This window comes from Methylacidimicrobium tartarophylax (assembly GCF_902143375.2).
Lineage (GTDB): Bacteria > Verrucomicrobiota > Verrucomicrobiia > Methylacidiphilales > Methylacidiphilaceae > Methylacidimicrobium > Methylacidimicrobium tartarophylax.
The window spans coordinates 25,703-47,523 of the sequence record NZ_CABFVA020000015.1 but is presented as its reverse complement, the minus strand read 5'-3'; the positions used below and the strand labels follow the sequence as shown (position 1 = coordinate 47,523).

The following is a 21,821-nucleotide window of genomic DNA, read 5'->3' as shown; positions in this document are numbered from 1 at the left end:
CCGCCCGCGCAGCGGGCGACATCTTGGGACTCCTCCAGGCACAGGCGAAAGTGTCCTGACTTCTGGACGTTTGACAGGATGGCGGATTCTCTTTCAAGATGAATGGGAATGACTGCGCTCGCGTCTGGCCTGCACTTCTCGCCTTCGATCCGGTGCAAAGGGGCAGGGAAGCGCGGCGGGATGGCGTGCTTCGCCCGAGGATGGATGCGGACGTGCGGTAGGGGTGGAGAATCTGTTCCGGCGAGGCAGGCAGGTCTGCTTCGAGGACCGTAAAAGGAAGGCTGGGGAGCAATGCAGGCTACAACGGTCGCCAAGGAGATCGCCCTCCGTGTGGAGGAGTTGTCCTATTCCTACGGGACCCGCGTCGTCCTTGACCGCGTCTCCTTTCAGGTGGAGAAGGGGGCTCTCATCGGGATCCTGGGGCCGAATGGAAGCGGAAAGACGACTCTCTTTCGACTGCTCTCCACTCTCTACGCGGCCCCTGCAGGGATGATCACCCTGGCTGGCTCTGCCTATCCTGCGCAGGCAGCGGCCGCACGACGGCGGATGGGCATCGTATTCCAATCGCCCAGCCTCGATAAGAAGCTGACGGTGGCCGAAAACATGGTTCACCAAGGCCATCTTTATGGGTTGCAGGGAAGCGGATTGCGAAAAAGGATCGAGGAACTCCTCCGGCTCTTCGGCCTGGAAGAGAGGACGCGCGACCTGGTGGAGACCCTTTCGGGTGGACAGCAGAGGCGGGTCGAGGTCGCCAAGGCGCTTCTCCATGAGCCGGAACTGCTGCTTTTGGATGAGCCGAGCACGGGGATTGACCCGGCAGCGCGGCGGGACTTCTGGCGTCATCTTTTCGCACTCAAAGAGCAGAAGGGGCTGACGATTCTCGTGACGACTCACCTGTTGGACGAGGCCGAGCGATGCGATCGTCTCTTGATCTTGGATCGAGGGAAACGAGTGGCGTGGGAAACGCCGAGCCGGCTCCGTGAACTCATTCCGGGATCGGTGCTCTCGATCCGGTCGCCCAAGCTTTCGGAAATGGAGGGAGCGCTCAAGCAGCTTTGGGCGGATCGGATGGTCCGCCGGGTCGACGGGGCGCTGCGGATCGAGCCGCGTTCCGAGGAGTCGGTCGAGGACGTGATGCGGGATGCCGCCAGCCTCTTGCAGCGATTCGGCGCGGATGTCACCGCTCTCACCGTCTCCCAGCCTTCCCTGGAGGATGTCTTTCTTCACTTGACCGGACATCATTTCGAAAGCCAAACCGAGGAATCGCATGGAACCTAGAACCAGTAGCATTGCTTCCGGCAGCTTCGGCTTGGGCGTTTATACGCTGTGGAACCGGGAGGTCGTCCGGTTCCTGCGGCAGAAGAACCGAGTCGTGGGTGCTTTGGGTACCCCGCTGGTCTTCTGGTTCCTGATCGGCTCGGGAGTCGGGAGTTCTTTTCGGACCGGCGGAACCGGCTCCGGCGACTACTTCTCCTACTTTTTCCCGGGAATGCTGCTTCTGGTCGTCCTCTTCACCGCAATCTTCTCGACCATCTCCTTGATCGAAGACCGCCGGGAAGGCTTTTTGCAGGCGGTGCTCGTGGCTCCTGTCCCGCGGTCGGCGGTGGTTGCAGCGAAGCTCCTGGGGGGAATGACCCTCAGTGTCCTCCAGTGCCTGCTGATCTATCTGCTGGCCCTCCCCTTGGGCCTCCACTTCTCTCTGGGTTCCTTTGCGCTCGTCGTCGTGACTCTCTGCCTCTTGGGACTCGCGCTCACCGGGATCGGCTATCTGCTTGCTTGGCCGCTCGACTCGGTTCAGGGTTATCATGCTCTCATGAACCTTTTGCTGATGCCGCTTTGGCTTCTCTCCGGAGCGCTCTTTCCTCCGAACGGATCAGTCGGCTGGATGCGTGCGATCATTCATGCCAATCCTCTCTATTATGGGCTGGAACTCTTGCGAGCGGCGCTCTGGCCGGGACGGTCGAGCGCTCCCCTTTGGCTCTTTGGAGCCATCACTCTCCTCTTTACCGCTGCGGTCGGACTGGCGGCAGTCGTCATTACCGACCGGGTCCGAGTGAAGCATCCATGAGCGAAACCGCGAGGCCGCGCTTCGGTATCGGTCTGATTCCCTTCGGCCTAGCGACGGCCGTGGTTCTTTCCCTGTTCCTGAGTCTGGGTTATTACGCGCTGCTTCATCGAAAGCAGGGGGCCGCTTCGCTGCCCGTGCTGCGCCGGGTCCAGCCCTTTTCCTTGACCGATCAATCGGGGAAGACCGTGACTCGGGAAGACTTCCAAGGAAAGGTCTGGGTGGCGGATTTTATCTATACCTCGTGTCCGGGTCCTTGTCCGGCGGAGACCCTCCGGATGAAGGAAGTTCAAGATCTCGTGGCGAATCTGCCGAATGTCCGGTTGGTTTCGATCTCGGTCGACCCGGGGACCGATACGCCGACGGTGTTGCAACGCTACGCCGATGCTCATGGAGCCGATCCGGCCAAGTGGGTCTTCCTCACAGGCGGCGTAAAGGAGATCTGGCGCTTGGCCTCGGAAAGCTTTGCCTTTGCCGTAGGGGAGAATCCACCGAGCCGTCCGGCCGAAGAGGGACCCGTTTTCCACTCGACGCAATTCGCTCTCGTCGATCAGGCGGGACGCATCCGTTCGTATTATGACGGATTGAAGTCCGGCACCCCGGCAAGGGTGGCCCAGGACATTCGGCAACTCCTCGACGAGCAGCCCGAGGCAGCGAGAGCGACGGTGCCTCCGTCCCCAGTAGGAGACAGGTGATTCCGGTCTCGGATCTCCCTGCGGTCAACGCGAGCCTCAATGCCCTGACGGCCTGCTTTTTGATGGCCGGGTTCGTTGCGATCAAGCGGAGGCAGATCGCCTATCATCGCAACTACATGGTGGCGGCTTTTGCCACCTCGATGGTCTTCCTGGCCTGCTACCTTTTCTATCATGCGATTCACGGGGCAACCGCCTTTCCTCGCCACGACTGGTCGCGACCACTCTACTTTACCATTCTCAGCACCCATACCGTGCTCGCAGTCGTGAACCTTCCTGCGATCCTTACGGCGCTCTACCTTGCAGCCAAGGGGCGTTTTGCTGCGCATGCCCGAGTCACCCGGCTTCTTTGGCCATCGTGGATGTATGTGTCGGTCACCGGGGTGCTCGTCTATTTCATGCTCTATCACTGGTTCCGTAAGTAAAGGGGCCGTTCCGAAGGGACCGTGTGCAGGCGGTACCGGTTGCTCGACAGAGGCAAGGGGAAGGCGGTACTTTACCGACGGGAAGTTCTACTGGAGAGGGGATGATGACGGTTCGCCAGCCGGTATTGCTTGGACAGACGATGGGGGGCAAGGTTCCTCCGACCGCGGTCGTCATTTTCGGGGCATCCGGAGATCTTACTCATCGGAAGATTCTTCCTGCCTTCTATCACTTAAAGAAGAACGGACATCTTCCGGAGGGGATGGCGTTTGTAGGTTTTGCGCGGCGGGAGCAATCCGAGCAGCAGTTTCGAGAGGTGCTTCGGCAGTCTCTCGCGGATTTTTCCCATACCCAGCCCATCGACAACGCGGTCTGGGCAGCATTGGAGCCGCATATCTACTACCAGAAGGGCGACCTGTCGAACCCCGATGACTATCAGGGGCTGGCGGAACGCCTTCGATCATTGCCCGAAGCGAATCTGTTTGGGCAGAATCATCTCTTCTACTTAGCGACCGCTCCCAATTTTTTCTCAGTGGTGGCGGAAAACCTCGGCAAGGCAGGTCTTCATGCGGGACCTGGGGTGAACGGCTCTCGGCGGCTCATCGTGGAAAAACCCTTTGGGACCGATCTTCCCTCGGCCCGGTGTCTGAACGAGACTCTCCACCAGGTATTTCCCGAGCGGTGCATCTTCCGCATCGACCATTACCTGGGAAAAGAGAACGTTCAAAATCTCCTCTACTTCCGTTTCGGCAACTCGATCTTCGAGCCGCTTTGGGACAGGCGGTACATCGACCATGTGCAGATTACCGTGGCGGAAACCCAGACGATCGGCTCCCGGGGCGGCTACTACGACATGGCCGGCGCTTCCCGAGACATGCTGCAGAATCACCTGATGCAACTTTTCACCTTGATTGCCATGGAGCCTCCCGCTTCCCTGGAGGCGGAAGCGATTCGGGATGAAAAGGTGAAGGTGCTCCGTTCGGTCCCGACGCCGAGTTCGGAGGAGGTGCAAAGAAACAGTGTGCGCGCCCAATACGGCCCCGGCATATTGGGGGCGAAGACGGTTCGACCTTACCGGGAGGAGGATCGCGTTTCCCGCCGCTCGTTGACGGAGACCTACGTCTGTCTACGTCTGGAGATCGATAACTGGCGCTGGTCGGGAGTTCCCTTCTATCTGCGCACCGGAAAGGCGCTCAGCCGCCAGTACACGGAGATTTGCATCGTCTTCAACCGTCCTCCCTGCGTCCTTTTCGCACACAGCCTGAAGCACATCGCTCGAAATTGGCTGAAGATCCGCATCCAGCCGAGCGAGGGCATACACCTGCTGTTCAACACGAAGGTGCCGGCGCAACCTCTGATTGAAGAAGCGCGGATGGACTTTTACTACCGCCAGCGGGATCACTACTTTCCGGAGGCCTACGAACGCCTGCTCTTGGATGCTCTGATCGGGGAGCCCACCCTCTTTACCCGATCCGACGAGGTCGAGCAGGCTTGGCGGATCATCGATGCGGTGCAGGGGGCGTGGCGCGAGGAGGAACTCGATCGGCTCCCGCTGTACGCTCCCGGGTCCATGGGACCGGTGGAGGCAGAGGAGCTTTTACGCCGAGAGGGACGACGATGGGGTGATTCCCCCTGTGAGGAGGAAGAATCGGTACGGGAGTAGGCATGGCGATCTCTATTTTTTCCTTTCGCGAGCAGGAAGCCTGGCTCAATCGCCTTACGAGCGAGTTTCAGGGTATGCTCTCCGAAAACCGGCCTCTGGCTCGGCGGTTTCGCGTCGCGCTCTCCGGCGGAAGCACTCCGATCCCTCTCTATCGTCACTGGGCAGGGCTCGATTTGCCGTGGGAGGGAATCGACTGGTGGATCGGCGACGAGCGCTGGGTGCCCGTCACCGATCCGAGGAGCAATGAAGGGATGATCCGCAGTAGCTTGGGGGCTTCCGCGGGCGCACGCCTTCTGCTGAGAAGTTGGCACGGAGGAGTGGAGCCATCGGAGGCAGCACGGCTGTATGACAGCGCCTTGCGGCGGGAGCTGGGCGATCCCCCCATTTTTGATCTCGTGCTACTGGGACTCGGAGGGGACGGACACACCGCATCCCTTTTCCCGGGCAGCCCGGCACTCGAAGAGCGGGCTTCCTATGCCGTTCCGAATTCCCCTCCGGGAGGAGAGGGTCCGCTCCGGCTGACCCTTACCTATCCCTGTCTTGATGCGGCCCGCTCCATCTGGTTTCTCGTTGCGGGAGGAGCAAAGGAAAAGATCGTCGAGCGGCTGCTTTCCGGCGACAAGACACTCCCGGCAGGCCGCATTCAGGCAGTCGACCAGCGGCTCTACTGGGTTCGCGACGGATGAGAGGGACTTGGAATATCTCTCGCCTATCGGCTGGGATTCTCCTTGCCGTCCTTGGAGTTCTTTTTAGCAGGACTGCGGGCTGGGCTGCCTCGGACGAGAAAAAGGCGCTCTTCGCGCAGGCCTATCAGGATGCGCTCGTCGCCTTTCATCGACAAGACTGGCGGGCTGCCCAGGAGGCGATCGTTCAGGCGCGTCGGATCGATCCGGACGATCCGCGCGGCTTGGTGTTAACGGCCAAGATCTTGCTCAAGAAAAAGGACTACGCGGGAGCAGAAATCAACGTTGGCGAGGCCCTTCGGCGAAAGCCGCAGTTCGGCCCGGCGCTGCTCGTCTCCGGGGATCTCGCCTTTGAGCAACGGCGTTTTGCCGAGGCATTCCGCCTGTACAACGAGGCGCTTCTACAGGAGCCGGGCGAGAAGGACATCATTCTCAAGATGCTCTATTGCCAAGTCATGCTAGGCGACTTGGGCGCGGCGGAGCGACTTCTGGCACGGTTGAGCCCTTTTGACGAAGCAAATCCGGCGTACTATTTTGCAAAGGCGGCTATTTTCCAAGGTCGCGGCGGGCGGGAGCCAAGGGATCACAAGGATCTGTTGCAGACCGCTCGGGTGATGTACGGCAATACTGTCTTCGCCGAGTATCTCCGCGATTATGAGTTCTTGTTTGCCGATCGCCCGTAGACTACGTTAGTTTCACTCTTCTGCCGGAGCCGGCGGGGGTGTGTTTCTCCGGCGGGGTAGCCAAGTGGTAAGGCCGGGCTCTGCAAAAGCCCCATGCGTGGGTTCAATTCCCACCCCCGCCTCCCTTTCTCGTAAGTGACGACGGGAACGAGACTTGACTCGGCTTGCGCGCTTCGCATAGGTATAGAATGGTTTCTCATGAGCGCCTCTCCCAACGAGACCAACGGGAATGCGCCTTCGCGGGAAGGCTGGCAGAGGCGTGTGGGGATTGCGCTCTTTCTCTTGGGATGCTTCTTCGCTCTTCCGGGATGCGCAAACCACGGGAACACCGCGAATCGAGGAAGTAGCGGTCAGGTAGCGTGGGGCGCCGTTCCCGAGGGCGCCATTCCGTCCAACCGGGTCGTCAAGGTTTCCCTCCAAAACCAGGCGGTATACGTTCTGGATGGGGGGCAGGTGGTCTGGGCCGCCTCCACCAACGTGGGAAAGGCTGGGCATGAGACTCCGACGGGGTCGTTTCGAGTCAACCAGAAACTGGAGAGGAAACGGTCGGGCTCATACGGGTTTTGGGTCAACGGAGACCGTGTCGTCCCCACCGAAAGCGGAAGGGGCGGATCTCCGGGTTCCGGATGGCACTACGTCGGATATCCTATGCCGTACTGGGTAGAGTTTCTCCCCGGATACGGCTTTCACGAGGGCTTTGTCTGGTTGCAACCCCGCACGCACGGCTGTCTGCGGCTGCATGGGGCGGCGGCAGGCCAGTTCTACCGGCTCGTCCAAGTGGGAACACCCGTGCACATCAGCAGAAGCCAGCCGGAGGACGAGACGGTGGGTCGGAGTATTCCCAGGTTTGATGACTCTCGGGAGCCCGACCCTGCCAACGGTTTCCTGATTTCGGACGAGGCGTTTCTTAGGCCGTGGGGAAGCTAGGAGGCTAGGTCCTCGTCCTCTGCTCCATTGACCGGACCACCCGGGTGCAGCGTGGACAGAGATCGGGATGATCCGGGTCGGTCCGCCCGACCTCTTCCGAATATTTCCAGCAGCGCGCGCACTGTCGGCCCGTGGCTCGCCTGACCCGTATCAAAACCGGCGCTGCCTGGAGTACGCGCACTCGGGAGACGAGAAAGACCTCGGCGAGTAGTCCTTCGTCCCTTGCACGGAAATGGGGAGTCTGCACTTCCACTTCGGCTTCTAAGGCCTTCCCGATTTCCTTGGCGCGGCGGCTGCCTTCCAAGGCTTCGTTGACAAGGCTTCGGAGCTCCAGAATTCGAGTCCAGCGTTCGGAGAAGGGGAGGTCCCCTCGCGGGGACTCTTCCGGTGGAAAGAGCTCCAGGTGGATGGAGCCACTCTTTCCGAGAGATTGCCAAGCTTCCTCGGCAGTAAACGGGATCATGGGCGCGGCTAGGCGGAAGAGGTGTTCCGCCATTCGGTAGAGAAGAGTTTGCGAGCCGCGTCGGGCGGGTCCGTCCTGGTCCTCGCAGTAGAGGCGGTCCTTGAGCAGGTCGATGTAGAAAGCGGAAAGCTCGGTCGAGCAGAAGCGGGTGAGCGCATGGTAGGCGGCCGGGAATTCGTAGCGCCGGTAGGCTTCGATTACGATTCGAACCAGACCGCGCAGCCGGTCGGCCATATATCGGTCGAGTTCCGGAAACTCTTCCTCGCGGACCTGGTGCCGGGAGGGCTCGAAATCATGCAGGTTGGCCAGCAGGATGCGAAACGCGTTTCGCAAGAGGCGATAGCTGTCGGAGATGCGGGAGAGGATCTCTTGGGAAAAGGGGACGTCATCCCGGTAGTCTGCGCTTGCCACCCAGAGTCGCAAGGTGTCCGCGCCGTATTGCGCAACGAAGTCGGAGAGACCGCGGGCACCCGCCATTTTGGAGAGCTTTCTCCCGTCGAGATCCATGACGAAGCCATTGGTCAAGACCGTCCGGTAAGGAGCTTTGCCGCTTCGAGCGACCGATAGCAGCAAAGAGGACTGGAACCAGCCACGATGCTGGTCGCTTCCTTCCAAGTAGAGGTCTGCGGGAAACTCGCCTCGGGGAGCTAGAACGGCTGCATGGCTCGAACCGGAGTCAATCCAGACGTCGAGCGTGTCAGTTCCTTTCCGCAGCCCCGCCGACAGGCCGAGTTTCCGGGCGAGGGTCTCATCGTCGGTCGCATACCAGAGATCCGTTCCGCTTCGCCCTACCATCCGCGCGATTCTGCGGATCACTTCCGGTTCCAGCACCGCACTCCCATCCTGTCGGTAAAACACCGGAATCGGGATGCCCCAAGATCTCTGCCGGGAGATACACCAGTCCCGACGGCTCTCGACCGCACTGTAGATACGGTTGCGCGCCCGAGGGGGAAGCCATGCAACTGCGTCGATCTGGCGAAGAGCCTCCGGTTGAAACGCTTTTACGTGGATGAACCATTGCCGGACCGAACGGAAGATAATAGGGGTTTTCGATCGCCAGCAGTGGGGATAGTCGTGGAGATAGGCGCGCTCCGCCCAGAGCAGGCCGGCCTGCTGGAGCAGGGCGATGATGCGGGAATTGCCTTCCCAAACGGTGAGGCCCACGAGCTCGGGAAGGCCGCACTCTTCGGTGAATCGCCCGTCATCGTCGACGGGGGAGAGCGGAGGCAGTCCATGTTCCTGGCCGAGCAGGTAATCTTCCATGCCGTGACCTGGTGCGATGTGAACGAATCCGGTGCCGCTGTCCCCCGTCACGAAATGGGCGGGATAGACTAGGCCGGTGCGCGCCAACAGCGGATGGCGGTAGCGGAGCCCGCGCAGTTCTTCGCCTCTCCGGAAGCGGCGCACGCAGGGCGCATTCTCCAATCCAGGCAGAGCGTGCGCTCGGTCGATCGCCACGAGGAGATGGCGGTCGCCGGCGACGTAAAGCCCGTATGGGAGATCAGGATTCAGGGCGACGGCAAGGTTCGCGGGCAGCGTCCACGGAGTGGTCGTCCAGACAAGGAGCTTGGTCTCCTCCGGTAGACCGCGCTCCCGGCAGCTCTCCGGAAGGAGGGGAAACTCGACATCGATCGAGGGATCGGTTCGTGGTTGGTATTCCACTTCGGCTTCCGCGAGCGCGGTTCGGCAGCCGGTGCTCCAGAACACGGGGCGGAGTCCCTCGAAGACCAATCCTTTCTCTACCAGGTCGGCGAAGAGAAGCAGAACCCCTTCCTCGTAAGCGGGATCCAATGTTCGGTAGGGCCGCTGCCAGTCACCGAAAATCCCGAGCCGCTCAAACTGCTCGCGCTGGATTCCAAGATAATGGAGAGCATAGCTCGCACAGCGTTTCCGGATGGTCAGCGGGTCCCGTCCCTCGGGAGGGAGGTCCGCCATCACCTTTGTCTCGATGGGAAGACCGTGGCAGTCCCAGCCGGGAATGTACGGAGCAAAAAAGCCCATCATGTTCCGGGACTTGAGAACGAGGTCCTTGAGCGTCTTGTTGAGGGCGTGCCCGAGGTGGGCGTTTCCGTTCGCAAAAGGGGGGCCGTCGTGCAGGATGAACCGAGGACCCTGGTTCCGTGCCTGAAGGATCTGCTCGTAAAGATTTTCCCGGCGCCACCGCTCGAGCAGGAGCGGCTCCCGTTTGGGCAACTCGGCGCGCATCGGAAAGGATGTGCGCGGCAAAAGGACCGTGTCGCGGTAATCCATGAGGTCTAGACCGGAGAGCTTTGATTGCGCAGGAAGCGGAGATCGTTTTCCGTAAAGAGCCGGAGGTCGGGGATCTCTTCGACGATCATCAGAAGCCGCTCGATGCCGAATCCGAATGCGAAGCCGGAGTAGCGATCGGGATCGATGCCGGTGCCCGAGAGTACCTTCGGGTGGACCATTCCGCACCCGCAAAGTTCGAGCCACTCTTTTCCCGTTTTTGACCGGCCGGGTCGAAAGCCATCGATCTCGAAGCTGGGCTCGGTGAAGGGAAAGTAGTGAGGACGAAAGCGAAAGCGGGTCTCGCGGCCCAACAGCTCCCGGAAGACCAGTTCGAGGGTTCCCTTGAGGTCGCGCACGCTCAGATCTTCATCGACGACGAGTCCTTCCACTTGGAAGAAGGCGATCGAGTGCGTGGCGTCGATTTCATCCCGGCGGTAGCATCGCCCCGGAGCCACGATACGGATCGGCGGCCTCTGCTTCTCCATCACGCGGATTTGCACCGGGCTCGTCTGGCTGCGGAGCAAGAGCCGCCCTCCGTTTCTCGAAGGAGTCGCGGGAATGAGAGGGGAATCCTTCAGAAAAAAGGTATCCTGCTCGTTGCGTGCCGGATGGTCCGGAGGGGTGTTGAGCGCGTCGAAATTGTAAAATTCGGTTTCGACTTCCGGGCCGTCGGCCAAGGCAAAGCCCAGCCTGCGGAACACCTCTACGATGCGCCGTGACATGCGGGAAATCGGATGAATCGATCCCTCGGACACCGGACGGCCCGGCAGGCTCACATCGAGGGAAGGGCCTCTCGGAGGAACGGGCGCCAGTGCCGCCCGCCTTTCTGCAATCGCCCCTTCGGCCCACTCCTTGAAGGAGTTGATCTCTCGTCCCTTCTCGCGTCGGTGTTCGGGGGGAAGAGCAGAGAGGGAGGCGAGCAGGCGAGGAAGTTCTCCTTTTCGGCCGAAGTAGCGGAGGCGGATCCCTTCGAGAGCGGCCTCGGTCTCGGCAGTTGCTAGTGCTGCTCGTAGCTCGTTCTCTCGTTCTTGCCATTTCTTTTCCACAGACCACTCTCCTTGCTGCGAGAACTTTTTGATCTCATACGGGCTGCGCCTGCCCGCTACCGAGCCGGCGCAGCGCCGGCACCCTGCTCCGAGGCAACCTCTTCGGGCGGGAGAACCGTGGGAATCGGACCTGCCTTCTGTCTGTCTCCACGATGGAGGAACATGAGGAGAATGCCTCCGCAAATCAAGATCGAGCCGATCCACTTGAACGGCCAGCCCGGATCATAGAGAACTTGAAGGGTAGTTTCGTGGAGATCCCGGGGATTCCAGGAAGCCTGAGAAAATTTGTAGTTACGTCCAAGAGCGGAGCGCCAGAAACTCCCTGGAAAAATGGCAGGAGAGTTCATGTGAGCGGTCTCGAGGCGTTGCACGCCCGTTTTCGGATCGGTGAAGCGGACCGTGGCCTGGAAGTCAACGGGCGCATCGCTTCCTTCCTCGCGCGGGACAACGAACTTTTCCAGGGAAATCCGGAAGGGGAGAGGCCGGCTTTCCAGCCCGTAGGCCACTCGAACGGGAATCCCTTGCATCGTGAAGGTTTGGGTGAGACCGGAGAGGATCCAAAGAGGAGAGGATTGGAGCTGGTTCTTGGGATCCTCCACCCGGCCGCGGACGCCCGATCCGATCGCCATCGTGAAGGCCGTGCCGGCTTCCCGTTTGCGAACGGTCGTCTGAATCGACGCGCGAGGCTCGTAGCGGAGAACCGCAGCCTCCCAGTCGGCCCATCCCAGAGAAAACATCTGGCCGGGGTTGGCAGCCCCCTCTGCGGAGATCTGGCCCCGGCGATTGAAGGCCCGATAGCCGATCCGGTCGCCTTCAGAAGATTTCCATAAGGAAAGGCCGGGCGAGGAGCCCTCGCCTTCCGTCCAGCTGAGTTGCACCAAGACGGCGGGATTGTCGGGACTCTCCGAGAGAGAGGTCGGCTTCCCCTCTCTCATGGCAAAGTTGGGCCAATATCCGGTCAAAAGCGCTTGCGCACCGCCGGGCAAGTCGAGCGGCTTGCCTAAATGCTTTGTGACTTCCCAAGCATTCTTTTCTCCCGAGGGAGAGATCGCGACCAGAAGCATCTGCTGACTCTGATCGTCCGGGACGAGGAAAAAGCGGTAGCGAGAAGGGACCCCCTCCACGGCATGCGTGATCGGCTGCTCGGGAGCGCGGGCGAAGATCACCTCGGCCTCATGCAGCGATCGCCCGGGAGAAGAAGTGGGCGGTTCGGTGAGCCAGTGGATCTTGGCGAGGCCAAAGAAATCCTGGGTCTGGTGGGCAGGCTCCTTCTCCAGAAGTGCCAGAAGAGTCTTTTGCCCGGCCATCCGGCTCTGCAGGAGGAGGGTGGCTCCGCCTCCGGCGGAAGGATCGGAGGAGGAAACGACCTCCTCGGCGAGAATCAAGTCGGAGGAAAAATCGTCGATCACCAAGCGGAGGTCCGTCCCCGGAATGGCGAGCGTGCGCGGATGGTCAAGACTGGGGCGCCAGAGCTCCGCAGGAAAGGCCACCCGGAAGATTTCCCGGCGAAACGGATCTTCCAGAAAAAGAGCGGTTTGATTGAGCGTCACACGATCTTCGGGAGGATCTCCCAACCGCAGGTGGACGAACCCTTCGAAGCCGCCAAGCCGTCCGATCATGGCCCCCGTCAGTAGGAGAATGATTCCGTAATGGGTGACTACGAAGCCTAGGTGGCGTCGTTTCCAGGGGATTCGGGTGAGGGTGACGGAGAAGAGATTGAGGCAGAGAAGGACCAACCAGCCGAGGAACCATGGAGAGCGATAGACGTAGTGCTGGGCCACCGCCGAATCGAAGCGCGACTCGATCAAGGTCGCCGCTGCGCAGGCCGCAGCCAGGCTAAGAAGAAGGCCGACAGCCAGCGGAAGAGAACCCAGCGCATGAACGACTCTCCAAAAAGCGGACTTGCGCTTACGCTCGGCGATGAGCTCCTGGCGCGCCTGATCGGAGAGGGAAGTGAAAAATTTCACCCGGACGGATGGGAAGCCTATCGCGTGTTTGGAGGCGAATATGATAGGGGGAGAAGCGCGGGAAAGCCAAGGAGAAATGCGCTCGCGAAAGAACCGGCCGAGAGGCCATTGAGGAGAAACTTTATGAGCCATCCGTTCACCGACCTTGCCATCGCACAGCATGCTCGGGTCGTCCCGATCGAGGAAATCGGGGCCAGGCTGGACATCCCGAAGGAAGCCCTTCTTTTTTGCGGGCAAGGATATGCCAAGCTGCGCTGGTCTCTCCTCAAAAGCCTGCGCCATCGGCCGAAAGGCCGATTGGTCGTGGTTACGGCCATCACGCCCACTCCAGCCGGGGAAGGGAAGACGACAACCGCAATCGGCTTGGCCGATGCCTTGCAACGCCTCGGGCAAAAGACGGCGGTCTGCCTTCGCGAGCCATCGATCGGACCGATCTTCGGCCGAAAGGGAGCAGCGACGGGAGCGGGCCGGGCGCAGGTCATTCCCCGGGAGGAGATCAATCTCGAGTTTACAGGAGATTTCGCAGCGGTCGGTCTCGCTCATAACCTACTTTCGGCTCTCGCGGACAATCACTTCTATCAGGGAAACGAGCTTCGCCTCGATCCGAGCCGCCTCCAGTGGAAGCGGGTGATCGACATCAACGACCGGGCCTTGCGGCGGATCGTTGTCGGTCTCGATGGCCGTAAAGGGTGGGTGAGGCAGGAAGGATTCGAAATTGTCGCCGCTTCCGAAGTGATGGCGATCCTCTGTCTTGCCCGGGATTATCACGATCTTCGCACTCGCTTGTCGCAGATTCGCGTCGGTGCACGCCTCGGCGGCGGGTCGGTGTCGTCCGGGGATCTGGGGGCGGCCGGGGCGATGGCGGCGGTGCTCCGACACGCCTTTCTTCCGAACCTGGCGCAGACGCTCGAGCAGGTTCCCGCCTTCATTCATGGTGGACCATTCGGGAACATCGCCCATGGATGCAGCTCCGTGATCTCTGCCGAAGCGGCGTTGAGCCTCGCGGACTGGGTGGTCACGGAGGCGGGTTTCGGAAGCGATCTCGGCGGCGAAAAGTTTGTCGATATCTTCTGCCGTCAATCGGGTTTGCGGCCGTCCGCGGCGGTGATCGTCGCAACCATTCGGGCGCTCAAGCTGCATGGCGGTCTTCCGTTGGATGCCCTCGATCGGGAAGACCTTGGGGCCTTGGAAGCGGGGCTCGCCAATTTGCGCAGGCATGTGCGGATCATGCGCGACCTTTTTGGACTGCCCGTGATCATCGCCTGGAATCGGTTTGCGACGGACACGGACGCCGAGTTGCAGTGCGTCGAGCAAGGAGCGAGGAATATGGGTGTGCCTTCCGCCGAGTGCCGACACTGGGCCGAAGGAGGGGCGGGAGCCGAAGAGCTCGGCCGAAAGCTGCTGGAGGCGGTGGAGCAGACCCCCTCCCGCTTCCGTTTTCTCTATGATGACGAGACTCCCCTGTGGGAGAAAATGGTCTCCGTTGCCGAAAAGGTCTACGGAGCCGGAGAGGTGACGGCCAAGCCATCCGTTCGACGAGCGCTCTCCCGTATGGAGGAGGAAGGATTTGGGAAGTTGCCCGTCTGTTTTGCCAAGACTCAGTACTCGTTTTCCGCCGATCCCCGACTCCGCGGAGCGCCCGAAGGGCACTCGCTTCCCGTTCGGGAGGTTCGCCTTGCGGCCGGAGCGCGCTACGTGCTCGCTCTGTGTGGAGAGATCCTCACCATGCCTGGGCTGCCGGAGGATCCCGCCTCGCTGCAAATCGACATTGATGAGGACGGTCGGATCGTGGGCGCGCTTTAAGCCTGCCTTGCCCAACTGTTTCGCAGGAGAGACTGGGGGCGCGGAGTGAGTCTCGCTAAAGGCTGTTTTTTTTGGCGGAAGAATGGTAATGCTGCGAATACACTAACGAAGTTGACGTCGATCTCTTCTCTTTATGTATCACTGCCTATTGGTGCCGCTGGAGCAGAGTCCGTTGGATGAAGCGGTCTTAAGCCACGCCCGCGAGTTTGCTCGGCTTTCGGGAGCGAGGCTCGTCCTTCTGCATGTCTCACCCCTTCCGGCTTTCCCGCTCGCCGGAATCGAGGAGTGGACGCTCGAATCCGGCGAGCGGATTGCGCTGCGTCAAGACGAAGCGATGAATCGGGCGCGGCAATATCTCGAAGACCGGGCTGAAGAACTGCGGAGCCAAGGTCTTTCCGTCGAGGTGGAACTCGCTCTTGGGGATCCTGTCAGCCAGATCGTTCGGACTTCGAAGGAAAAAGGCGCCGATCTGATCGTCATGGGTAGCCACGCGCACACGATCTTGGGGGCACTCTTCGGCAGAAGCACTTCCTTGCCGGTTCGGCGGCTCACGGAAGCGCCGATCCTTCTGGTGCGGACCGAGGGCGAAGCGCCCGCTCAGTGAATCCAGCCCCAGCGCGGGCTAAAAGGCCAGTAGACGAAGGAGCCGGTTCCCACAAGATCGTAGCGGGGAACGGGTCCCCAGAAGCGGCTGTCTTGGCTATCAGGGCTATTGTCGCCCATCGCCCAATAACCGTCCTTGGGGACGACCACCTGCTCTTCCGGGGATAAGAGATACTGTTGGCCCGGGAGGACGACATAGCCGTGGTAGCCGTTGCGTCCGGCCTCGACGCGCGCCATGGCCGCATTCGGAGGAGTCGTGCTCCCGTTGATGCGCAGAAAGGGCGGGTCGATCTGAAGGCGATCGCCGGGAACTCCGACGCATCGCTTGATGTAAAAGAGCGATCCATCGAGGCCGTGTTCCCGCATGGTCGCTTCGATGCCTTCGATGCCGGCGGTCCGGAAGACGAAGACCTCACCGCGCCGCGGGGGGTGAAAGTTGTAGACCGCCTTGTTCACCAACACCTGGTCCCCTGCCACGGTCATGAAGTTGAAGATGGGCTCTTCCGCCCGAAAGAACAGACCGGACTGGAGGCCGATTTTGTAGATCAAGATTGGGGCCGGCACCCAGACGCGCCGCTTCTCTCCGTCCTCGAAGAGGAGATCGGTGTATTCGACGAAGAACTTTCCTGGGACCAAACCGACGAGCGACACGTCGCGGGAGAAGCGCAGATAGTGATATTGCCTGCCGAAAAGGAACAGATGGAGAAGACGAACGGGAGCCGAGGGAGGTGGCTCCGCCCGGGCGATCGTCTGAATCCCGTAGAGAGTCGGCTTCATCGAATCGGTGGGAATCTTGAACGGCTGGAGGAAATAGGCTCGGATGGCCAGCGCCGCCGCGATCGCCACCAGGAAAATCTCCACGTTTTCTCGCAGCCCCGCCCAACGCCTCGGCGGAAAGAGCCGCGTGGCCAGCTTTTCTCCTCGGTCGAAGAGAAGAGGAGCGGTCGTGCCGGAGGCTTGCGGATTCGAAAGAAACGAGGCGACCTCCCTCTCAAAAGTTTCCGCCTCTTGTTGTGCATCCAAGGAGAGCAGGTCTTTCTGACGAACGCGCAGCCGTCCAATGGCCTTCCTCAGGTGGTCCAGATCCCGGCAGAGGCGACGGAGTTCTCGTTTGGCCGAGAACGAGAAAGGCGAGGATCTCATGTCCCGGTCTCCGTTTTTAGGATCTGCAGAAATGCTTCCTGCGGGATGTCGACACGGCCAAATGTCTTCATTCGTTTCTTGCCTTCCTTCTGCTTCTCCAGGAGCTTCCGCTTCCGGGTGATGTCCCCTCCGTAGCATTTCGCCGTAACGTTTTTCCCGACGGAACCGATATCCTCACGTGCGAGGATCTTGCTTCCGACGGCAGCCTGGATCGCGATCTTGAAAAGATGCCGTGGGATGAAATCCCGCAGCTTGGCGAGAATCGCTCTTCCCCGCGCCTCGGCCCGGCTGCGCGCCACGATGCAGGAAAAGGCATCGACCGGTTCTCCGTTGACGAGGATGTCGAGCTTGATCAGGTCTTCGGTCTGGTAGGGGGCGGGCTCATAATCCATCGACCCATACCCTCGCGTGAGCGACTTCAACCGATCGTTGAAATCGACCAGGATTTCGCTCAAGGGGAGGCGGCATCGGAGCATCACGCGGTTCTCCCCCGCCGATTCGGTCGACTCGCAGGTTCCCCGCTTATCCAACACCAGTTGCAGAATCTCTCCGATTCGTTCCGTAGGAATCAGCAGAAAAACGCGCACCGTCGGCTCCGCGATTGTTTCGATCAGGGAAGGATCGGGGAGGCGCAGCGGGTTGTCGATCTCGACCTGGGTCCCATTCGTGAGCTTCACCTGGTAGACGACGCTGGGATAGGTGGCCAGAATCTCGACATCGTGTTCGCGCCGCAGCCGCTCCTGCACGATCTCCATATGGAGCAGTCCCAAAAAGCCGCAGCGCAAGCCCGATCCCAGCGCCGCCGAGCTCTCTTGGGTGAAGACGATGGCGGGATCGTTGAGCTGGAGCTTGAGTAGAGCGCTCCTGAGCTTTTCAAAATCCGCCGGATTGAGTGGATAGATGCCGCTGAAGACCATCGGCCGGGCTTCCAGGAAACCGGAGAGCGGTTCCTGAGCGGGACGGAGCGCGGAAGTGAGCGTATCGCCGACCTTCACCTCGTGCGGACTCTTCATGTTGGCGATCACATAGCCGGTCGCTCCCGCCTTGAGGCGATCCTGCAAGGTCATCTTGGGGCAGAAGATGCCCACCTCTTTGATTTCGTAAACCCCCTGGGTGGCCATCAAGAGGATCTTCTGGCCGCGGGAGAGTTCCCCCGAGCGGACGCGGACATAGAGGACCACTCCACGGTAGGGATCGAAAACCGAGTCGAAGACCAGGGCGCGGATGATCCCGTCGTCGATCGGCTGCGGGGGAGGAATCCGATGAACCACCGCCTCCAGAATCTCGGTGATTCCGATCCCCGCCTTGGCGCTCGCCAGGACGGCTTCTTCTCCCGGAATGGCGAGGACCTCCTCGAGTTGGCGTTTCACCGAAGCTGGATTGGCCGTCGGCAGGTCGATCTTGTTGATGACCGGGATTAGGTGGAGATCATGTCGCGCGGCCAGATGAACATTGGCAACCGTTTGCGCTTGGACTCCTTGCGCGGCATCGATCACCAGGAGCGCTCCTTCGCAAGCCGAGAGGCTTCGGGAAACCTCGTGGGAGAAATCCACATGGCCGGGCGTGTCGATGAGGTTGAGTTGATAGCTTTCTCCATCCGCGGCCTGGTAGCGCATCGTCACGGGATGAGCCTTGATCGTGATCCCCCGCTCTCTCTCCAGGTCCATGGAGTCGAGGAGCTGATCTTGCATCTGCCGTTCGGGAATCGTGCCCGTAGCCTGGAGCAGGCGATCCGAGAGGGTCGTCTTTCCATGATCTACATGAGCGATGATGCAAAAGTTGCGAATGCGGGATGGAGGAAACATGCGGTCGTTCTTTCCCTCTTATAAGGGGGAAAGAGGATGGCGCAAAAGTTAAACCGGCTCTCTCTCAAGCTTTCTCCTCCGGCGGGCCGGTGCCGCGCCGCAGGAGAAAGGTTGGGAGAAATGGCGGCTAGACCAGTGCCTTTTCGATCTCCTGGTGGAGCTGATTGCAGCCGATCTGAAGCTCCATCAAGAGATAGCCAAGCCTCTTCTTCGGGGTGCTTCCCAGGGAACTCAGAGCCGCGCCGAGCGCACCGGCAGCCGTGAAAGCAGAGGCGAGAGCGTGCGAACTCTTCTGTTCCAGCCGCTCCAGGGAAGCAGAAGTGGAGGAGAGCAGGGCAGCAAAGCTCCTGGGCAGCCGTTGGTCTCCCAGAAGAGACCGGAAGACGGCTTCTTCCTCGTAGCAGGGACCGCTGGTCTCTCGGTAGGCATGAAGAGAAGAAAATCCGCGGAGAACCGCCGTCTTTTCTTCCAAGGAGGGAGCGGGGCTTCCCGAGTCGTCCGGAGCGAGTGCGCAAAGAGCTGCGGCGAGGTTTCCCATTCCTTCGATCCCCTGGCCCAGGACGAGCCAATCCTGGGGAGCACCCCGCTCCAGCGAGAATCGGGCGATTTCGTAGATGGAGCTGATTCCCTCTACCCGTTGGAGGAACTGAGCGCGAGGGATCGGAACATCGCCGATGGGGACAGGCGAAACCGGTGGCCCGGCTGGAAATTGGCCGAGCACCTCCCAAAGCTCTTCCGGAAGTTCTACCCGCAGGTGTCGAGCATTAAGCCGAGCGCCCTCGATCGAGCTCCTCATCGACAGCGGATTATCCTCGGCCTCCAGGAACCAGAAGAGCTCGCCTGCCGGTCCGAAGATGGGGCCGGGAACCGCCATGCGCAACGCCCGACGCAGTCGGATCAGGCAGGCTTCCCCCCTTCCTTTGCCGCCGTCCCAGCAAAGAGGCCAATAAGCGTCCACGAGCCGGATCGTGTCGAGCGCGCGAGTCAGGTAGCGCGAGAGCCAATAGAAGTGGCTTGCCTTGCGAAAGATCATGGCCTTGCGAGGCTTTGTGCCCTTCCCTCGTGCTTGTCGGCTCGCAGTACCCAGGTATCCTTGCTGCCGCCGCCTTGGCAGGAGTTTACGATGAAGGAGCCTTCCCGCAGGGCGACCCGGGTGAGCCCTCCGGGGATGACGGTGGGAGTGGGCCCGAAAAGAACAAACGGACGCAGGTCGATCCGCCGGGGCTGGAGCCGCCCCTCGATCCAACAAGGGACTTGGGAGAAAGAAAGGACAGGCTGCCCGATGTAGTTGCGAGGTTGGGCAAGGATCTTTTCTCGAAAGGCGGCGCGTTCCTGGACGCTGCTCGTCGGTCCGAAGAGCATGCCGTATCCTCCCGCTTGGCTTACCTCCTTGACGACCAGGTTGCTCAAGTTGGCGAGAACATGGTCTCGTTCCGCAGGCCGTTCGCAAAGAAAGGTTTCTACGTTGGGCAGAATGGGTTCTTCTCCCAGATAATACCGGATCATGGAAGGAACGAATGGGTAGATTGCTTTATCGTCCGCCACTCCTGTGCCAATCGCGTTGACCACATTCACCCGGCCCGCGCGGCAAGCGGCTACGAGCCCTGGGACGCCCAGGAGCGATTCCGGGCGCAAGGCAACCGGGTCGAGGAAATCGTCGTTGAGACGTCGGTAGATGGTTCCCACCCCCTTCCATCCGGAAGAGGTTCGGAGCTGTACCTTCCCCTCGATTACCGCCAGATCTTTTCCTTCCGCCAAGGGGATGCCCATTTCGTGAGCCAGGAAGGCGTGCTCAAAGTACGCGGGATTGTGGATGCCCGGAGTCAGCAGGACGGTGAGATCGTCCCTGGCCCCTTCGGGGCGAAGCGCGGAAAGCGCTTCTCGCAAAAGGGTGGGATAGGGCTCGATCGAGGCCACCGGGGCGGCTTCGAAGAGAGAAGGGAAGACTCGGCGCAGGACGCGCCGATTCGTCAGCATGTAGGAAGCCCCGCTCGGAACCCGCAAATTGTCTTCCAAGACGACGAAGCCATCCCGCAGCCGCAGGAGATCGGAACCCACGATCATTGCATAAATTCCGTGGGGCATGGCAACCTGCGCCATTTCCTTCCGAAAGTGGGAAGAGCCCAAGACTAGCTCGGCGGGAACGACCCCTTCCTTCAAGATCCGGGCCTGGGCGTAGATATCCCGAAGGAAGCAGTTGAGAGCAGTCACCCTCTGGATCAGGCCTTTTTCGAGGTGGAGCCATTCCGAGGCGGAAAGGATTCGCGGTAAAAGATCAAACGGAAAGACGCGACTCTCGTTCTTCGAATCTACGGCAAACGTGACTCCGCCGCGAAAAAGCTCTTGGGCAGCGATCCTCTGTCGCTCTTCCCAGAGTTCGGGGGAGAGTTTCCCGAGAAATTTCCAGAGCCCACGGTAGGGAAATCGCGGCTGCATCTCCGCATCGACCATCTCGTCGAACTCCGAATCGAGTGGGTAGAGGGGACCGGGCAGGCAACTCTCCTCGCGAGGTTCGACGCCGGAATCGACCGGAAATGCCGATTGCATGCTATCCCTATCATAGCAGAAACCATGCCGACTAGGGGGGACCTACGCTGGGTGCCGATCAAAGCGCTGGAGCCATGAATTCAGGCCCGATCGGTTCCGGAATCCGCCGCTTGAGAATCCGGTCGATCTCGCCCAGATCACGATCCGAGAGGGGAGAAGGTGATATCTTGGCGCCCTCCAGGATCTGCGTTGGTCTTCTCGCTCCCCAGAGCACGACCGAAATTCCCGGCTGCTGCAGAGCCCAACGGGCCGCAAATTGTGCCAGCGTGCATCCATGAGCCTGGGCCAAGGGGCGAAAGTCGTCGACAGCGGCAAGATAACGCCGAAATGCGTCGCCTTGGAACTTCGGGTCGATGCGTCGGAGGTCTCCCTCCGCAAAGGAATGGTCTGCGGAAAATTTACCGGTCAGCAGGCCACGGCAGAGCACGCCGTAGGTTACCACTCCGATGCCGTTCGCTCGGCAATAGGGCAGCAGATCCCTTTCGATCCCGCGTTCGAAGAGGTTGTACGGAGGCTGGTCGGTATGGAGAGGAGCGACCTTTCGCCAGGCTTCCATCTGGCTCGGGGAGTAGTTGCTCACCCCGAGGGCCCGGATCTTTCCTTCGGCTTGGAAAGAAAGCAGAGCCTGCGCCGTCGCCTCAATCGGCACGCGCGCATCGGGCCAGTGAATTTGATAAAGGTCGATCGAATCGACTCCCAGCCGGCGCAGGCTCCCATCGATCTCTTTGCGGAGCCGCTCCGGACTGGAGTTCCGACGGATCTCTTCCTGATCGTTCCATTCCAGTCCGGCCTTGGTGGCGAGAACAACCCGATCGCGGCCGATGCGCCGAAGCGCCTTCCCGACGATCTCCTCCGCACGCCCGAATCCATAGACCGGTGCGGTGTCGAGAAAGGAGATCCCGGCGTCGACCGCTGCCTCGATCGCGGCGATCGCCTCCTTCTCCTCGGACCCTCCCCACATCCAGCCGCCGATGACCCATGTACCCAGGCCGATACGCGAAACCCGCTTGTTTAATCCTGGCAGCGACGTGTATTCCATGCGGCTTGATTCCTCTTTG

The 21,821-nt window shown here is 60.7% G+C and carries 19 protein-coding genes and 1 tRNA gene; 12 read left to right on the top strand and 8 right to left on the bottom strand.

Going from position 1 to position 21,821, the window contains the following annotated elements:
* Window positions 1-98 precede the first annotated feature (98 nt).
* From MAMT_RS11745 to MAMT_RS02375, 10 genes are all read left to right on the top strand, one after another.
* Window positions 99-221 carry a hypothetical protein gene (locus MAMT_RS11745; protein ID WP_281289091.1) on the top strand — a complete coding sequence of 41 codons (123 nt, stop codon included), beginning with the start codon at window positions 99-101 and terminating at the stop codon, window positions 219-221.
* Between the two features lie 70 nt (window positions 222-291).
* Window positions 292-1,278: an ABC transporter ATP-binding protein gene (locus MAMT_RS02415; protein WP_142659351.1), complete on the top strand. Its 987-nt coding sequence runs from the start codon at window positions 292-294 to the stop codon at window positions 1,276-1,278.
* Window positions 1,268-2,068, top strand: a complete 801-nt coding sequence (locus MAMT_RS02410; RefSeq protein ID WP_142659350.1) for an ABC transporter permease — start codon at window positions 1,268-1,270, stop codon at window positions 2,066-2,068. The genes MAMT_RS02415 and MAMT_RS02410 overlap by 11 nt, the downstream gene beginning before the upstream one ends.
* Entirely contained in the window at window positions 2,065-2,760 is a 696-nt protein-coding gene (locus MAMT_RS02405) for an SCO family protein (protein ID WP_142659349.1), read from the top strand. The genes MAMT_RS02410 and MAMT_RS02405 overlap by 4 nt, the downstream gene beginning before the upstream one ends.
* Window positions 2,757-3,182: a DUF420 domain-containing protein gene (locus tag MAMT_RS02400; RefSeq protein WP_142659348.1), complete on the top strand. Its 426-nt coding sequence runs from the start codon at window positions 2,757-2,759 to the stop codon at window positions 3,180-3,182. The genes MAMT_RS02405 and MAMT_RS02400 overlap by 4 nt, the downstream gene beginning before the upstream one ends.
* Before the next feature lie 104 nt (window positions 3,183-3,286).
* Window positions 3,287-4,843 (top strand): glucose-6-phosphate dehydrogenase, encoded by a 1,557-nt coding sequence (gene zwf / locus MAMT_RS02395; RefSeq protein ID WP_142659356.1) that lies wholly within the window; start codon window positions 3,287-3,289, stop codon window positions 4,841-4,843.
* Between the two features lie 2 nt (window positions 4,844-4,845).
* Window positions 4,846-5,529 (top strand): 6-phosphogluconolactonase, encoded by a 684-nt coding sequence (pgl, locus tag MAMT_RS02390; RefSeq protein ID WP_142659347.1) that lies wholly within the window; start codon window positions 4,846-4,848, stop codon window positions 5,527-5,529.
* A complete protein-coding gene (locus MAMT_RS02385) occupies window positions 5,526-6,209 on the top strand; it encodes a tetratricopeptide repeat protein (RefSeq protein ID WP_142659346.1) in 684 nt (227 codons plus the stop codon). Before pgl ends, MAMT_RS02385 begins: the two co-directional genes overlap by 4 nt.
* A 50-nt stretch (window positions 6,210-6,259) precedes the next feature.
* Window positions 6,260-6,331: transfer RNA gene (locus MAMT_RS02380), tRNA-Cys, on the top strand.
* 76 nt (window positions 6,332-6,407) lie between these two features.
* Window positions 6,408-7,136 (top strand): L,D-transpeptidase, encoded by a 729-nt coding sequence (locus MAMT_RS02375; RefSeq protein ID WP_142659345.1) that lies wholly within the window; start codon window positions 6,408-6,410, stop codon window positions 7,134-7,136.
* A gap of 4 nt (window positions 7,137-7,140) precedes the next feature.
* On the opposite strand, the gene ileS is transcribed toward MAMT_RS02375, so the two are convergent.
* Genes ileS through MAMT_RS02360 form a run of 3 tightly spaced genes read right to left on the bottom strand, consistent with a single transcriptional unit; the run spans window position 7,141 to window position 12,862 of the window.
* On the bottom strand, window positions 7,141-9,804 hold the full coding sequence (ileS, locus tag MAMT_RS02370) for an isoleucine--tRNA ligase (RefSeq protein ID WP_246186481.1): 2,664 nt from the start codon (window positions 9,802-9,804) through the stop codon (window positions 7,141-7,143).
* A 50-nt stretch (window positions 9,805-9,854) separates the two neighbouring features.
* Window positions 9,855-10,895 (bottom strand): phenylalanine--tRNA ligase subunit alpha, encoded by a 1,041-nt coding sequence (gene pheS / locus MAMT_RS02365; RefSeq protein WP_142659343.1) that lies wholly within the window; start codon window positions 10,893-10,895, stop codon window positions 9,855-9,857.
* Window positions 10,896-10,951: 56 nt separating this feature from the next.
* Complete coding sequence (locus MAMT_RS02360; protein WP_142659342.1) at window positions 10,952-12,862, bottom strand: cytochrome c biogenesis protein ResB; 1,911 nt, start codon at window positions 12,860-12,862, stop codon at window positions 10,952-10,954.
* A gap of 123 nt (window positions 12,863-12,985) precedes the next feature.
* Between MAMT_RS02360 and MAMT_RS02355 the strand changes: the two genes are divergently transcribed.
* Both MAMT_RS02355 and MAMT_RS02350 read left to right on the top strand, forming a co-directional pair.
* Window positions 12,986-14,665 carry a formate--tetrahydrofolate ligase gene (locus tag MAMT_RS02355; protein WP_142659341.1) on the top strand — a complete coding sequence of 560 codons (1,680 nt, stop codon included), beginning with the start codon at window positions 12,986-12,988 and terminating at the stop codon, window positions 14,663-14,665.
* A gap of 133 nt (window positions 14,666-14,798) precedes the next feature.
* Window positions 14,799-15,269 carry a universal stress protein gene (locus MAMT_RS02350; RefSeq protein WP_142659340.1) on the top strand — a complete coding sequence of 157 codons (471 nt, stop codon included), beginning with the start codon at window positions 14,799-14,801 and terminating at the stop codon, window positions 15,267-15,269.
* Here the strand turns inward: MAMT_RS02350 and lepB are convergent.
* The 5 genes from lepB to MAMT_RS02325 all read right to left on the bottom strand — a co-directional run bounded on the left by lepB (window position 15,263) and on the right by MAMT_RS02325 (window position 21,802).
* Window positions 15,263-16,411, bottom strand: coding sequence for a signal peptidase I (gene lepB / locus MAMT_RS02345; protein ID WP_142659339.1), 1,149 nt, complete (start codon window positions 16,409-16,411; stop codon window positions 15,263-15,265). The genes MAMT_RS02350 and lepB overlap by 7 nt on opposite strands.
* Window positions 16,408-18,216: a translation elongation factor 4 gene (gene lepA, locus MAMT_RS02340; protein WP_142659338.1), complete on the bottom strand. Its 1,809-nt coding sequence runs from the start codon at window positions 18,214-18,216 to the stop codon at window positions 16,408-16,410. Before lepA ends, lepB begins: the two co-directional genes overlap by 4 nt.
* A gap of 127 nt (window positions 18,217-18,343) precedes the next feature.
* A complete protein-coding gene (locus MAMT_RS02335; RefSeq protein ID WP_142659337.1) occupies window positions 18,344-19,249 on the bottom strand; it encodes an alpha-E domain-containing protein in 906 nt (301 codons plus the stop codon).
* Window positions 19,246-20,763 carry a circularly permuted type 2 ATP-grasp protein gene (locus tag MAMT_RS02330; RefSeq protein ID WP_142659336.1) on the bottom strand — a complete coding sequence of 506 codons (1,518 nt, stop codon included), beginning with the start codon at window positions 20,761-20,763 and terminating at the stop codon, window positions 19,246-19,248. The genes MAMT_RS02335 and MAMT_RS02330 overlap by 4 nt, the downstream gene beginning before the upstream one ends.
* Before the next feature lie 58 nt (window positions 20,764-20,821).
* Window positions 20,822-21,802, bottom strand: coding sequence for an aldo/keto reductase (locus tag MAMT_RS02325; protein ID WP_142659335.1), 981 nt, complete (start codon window positions 21,800-21,802; stop codon window positions 20,822-20,824).
* Between the last annotated feature and the right edge of the window lie 19 nt (window positions 21,803-21,821).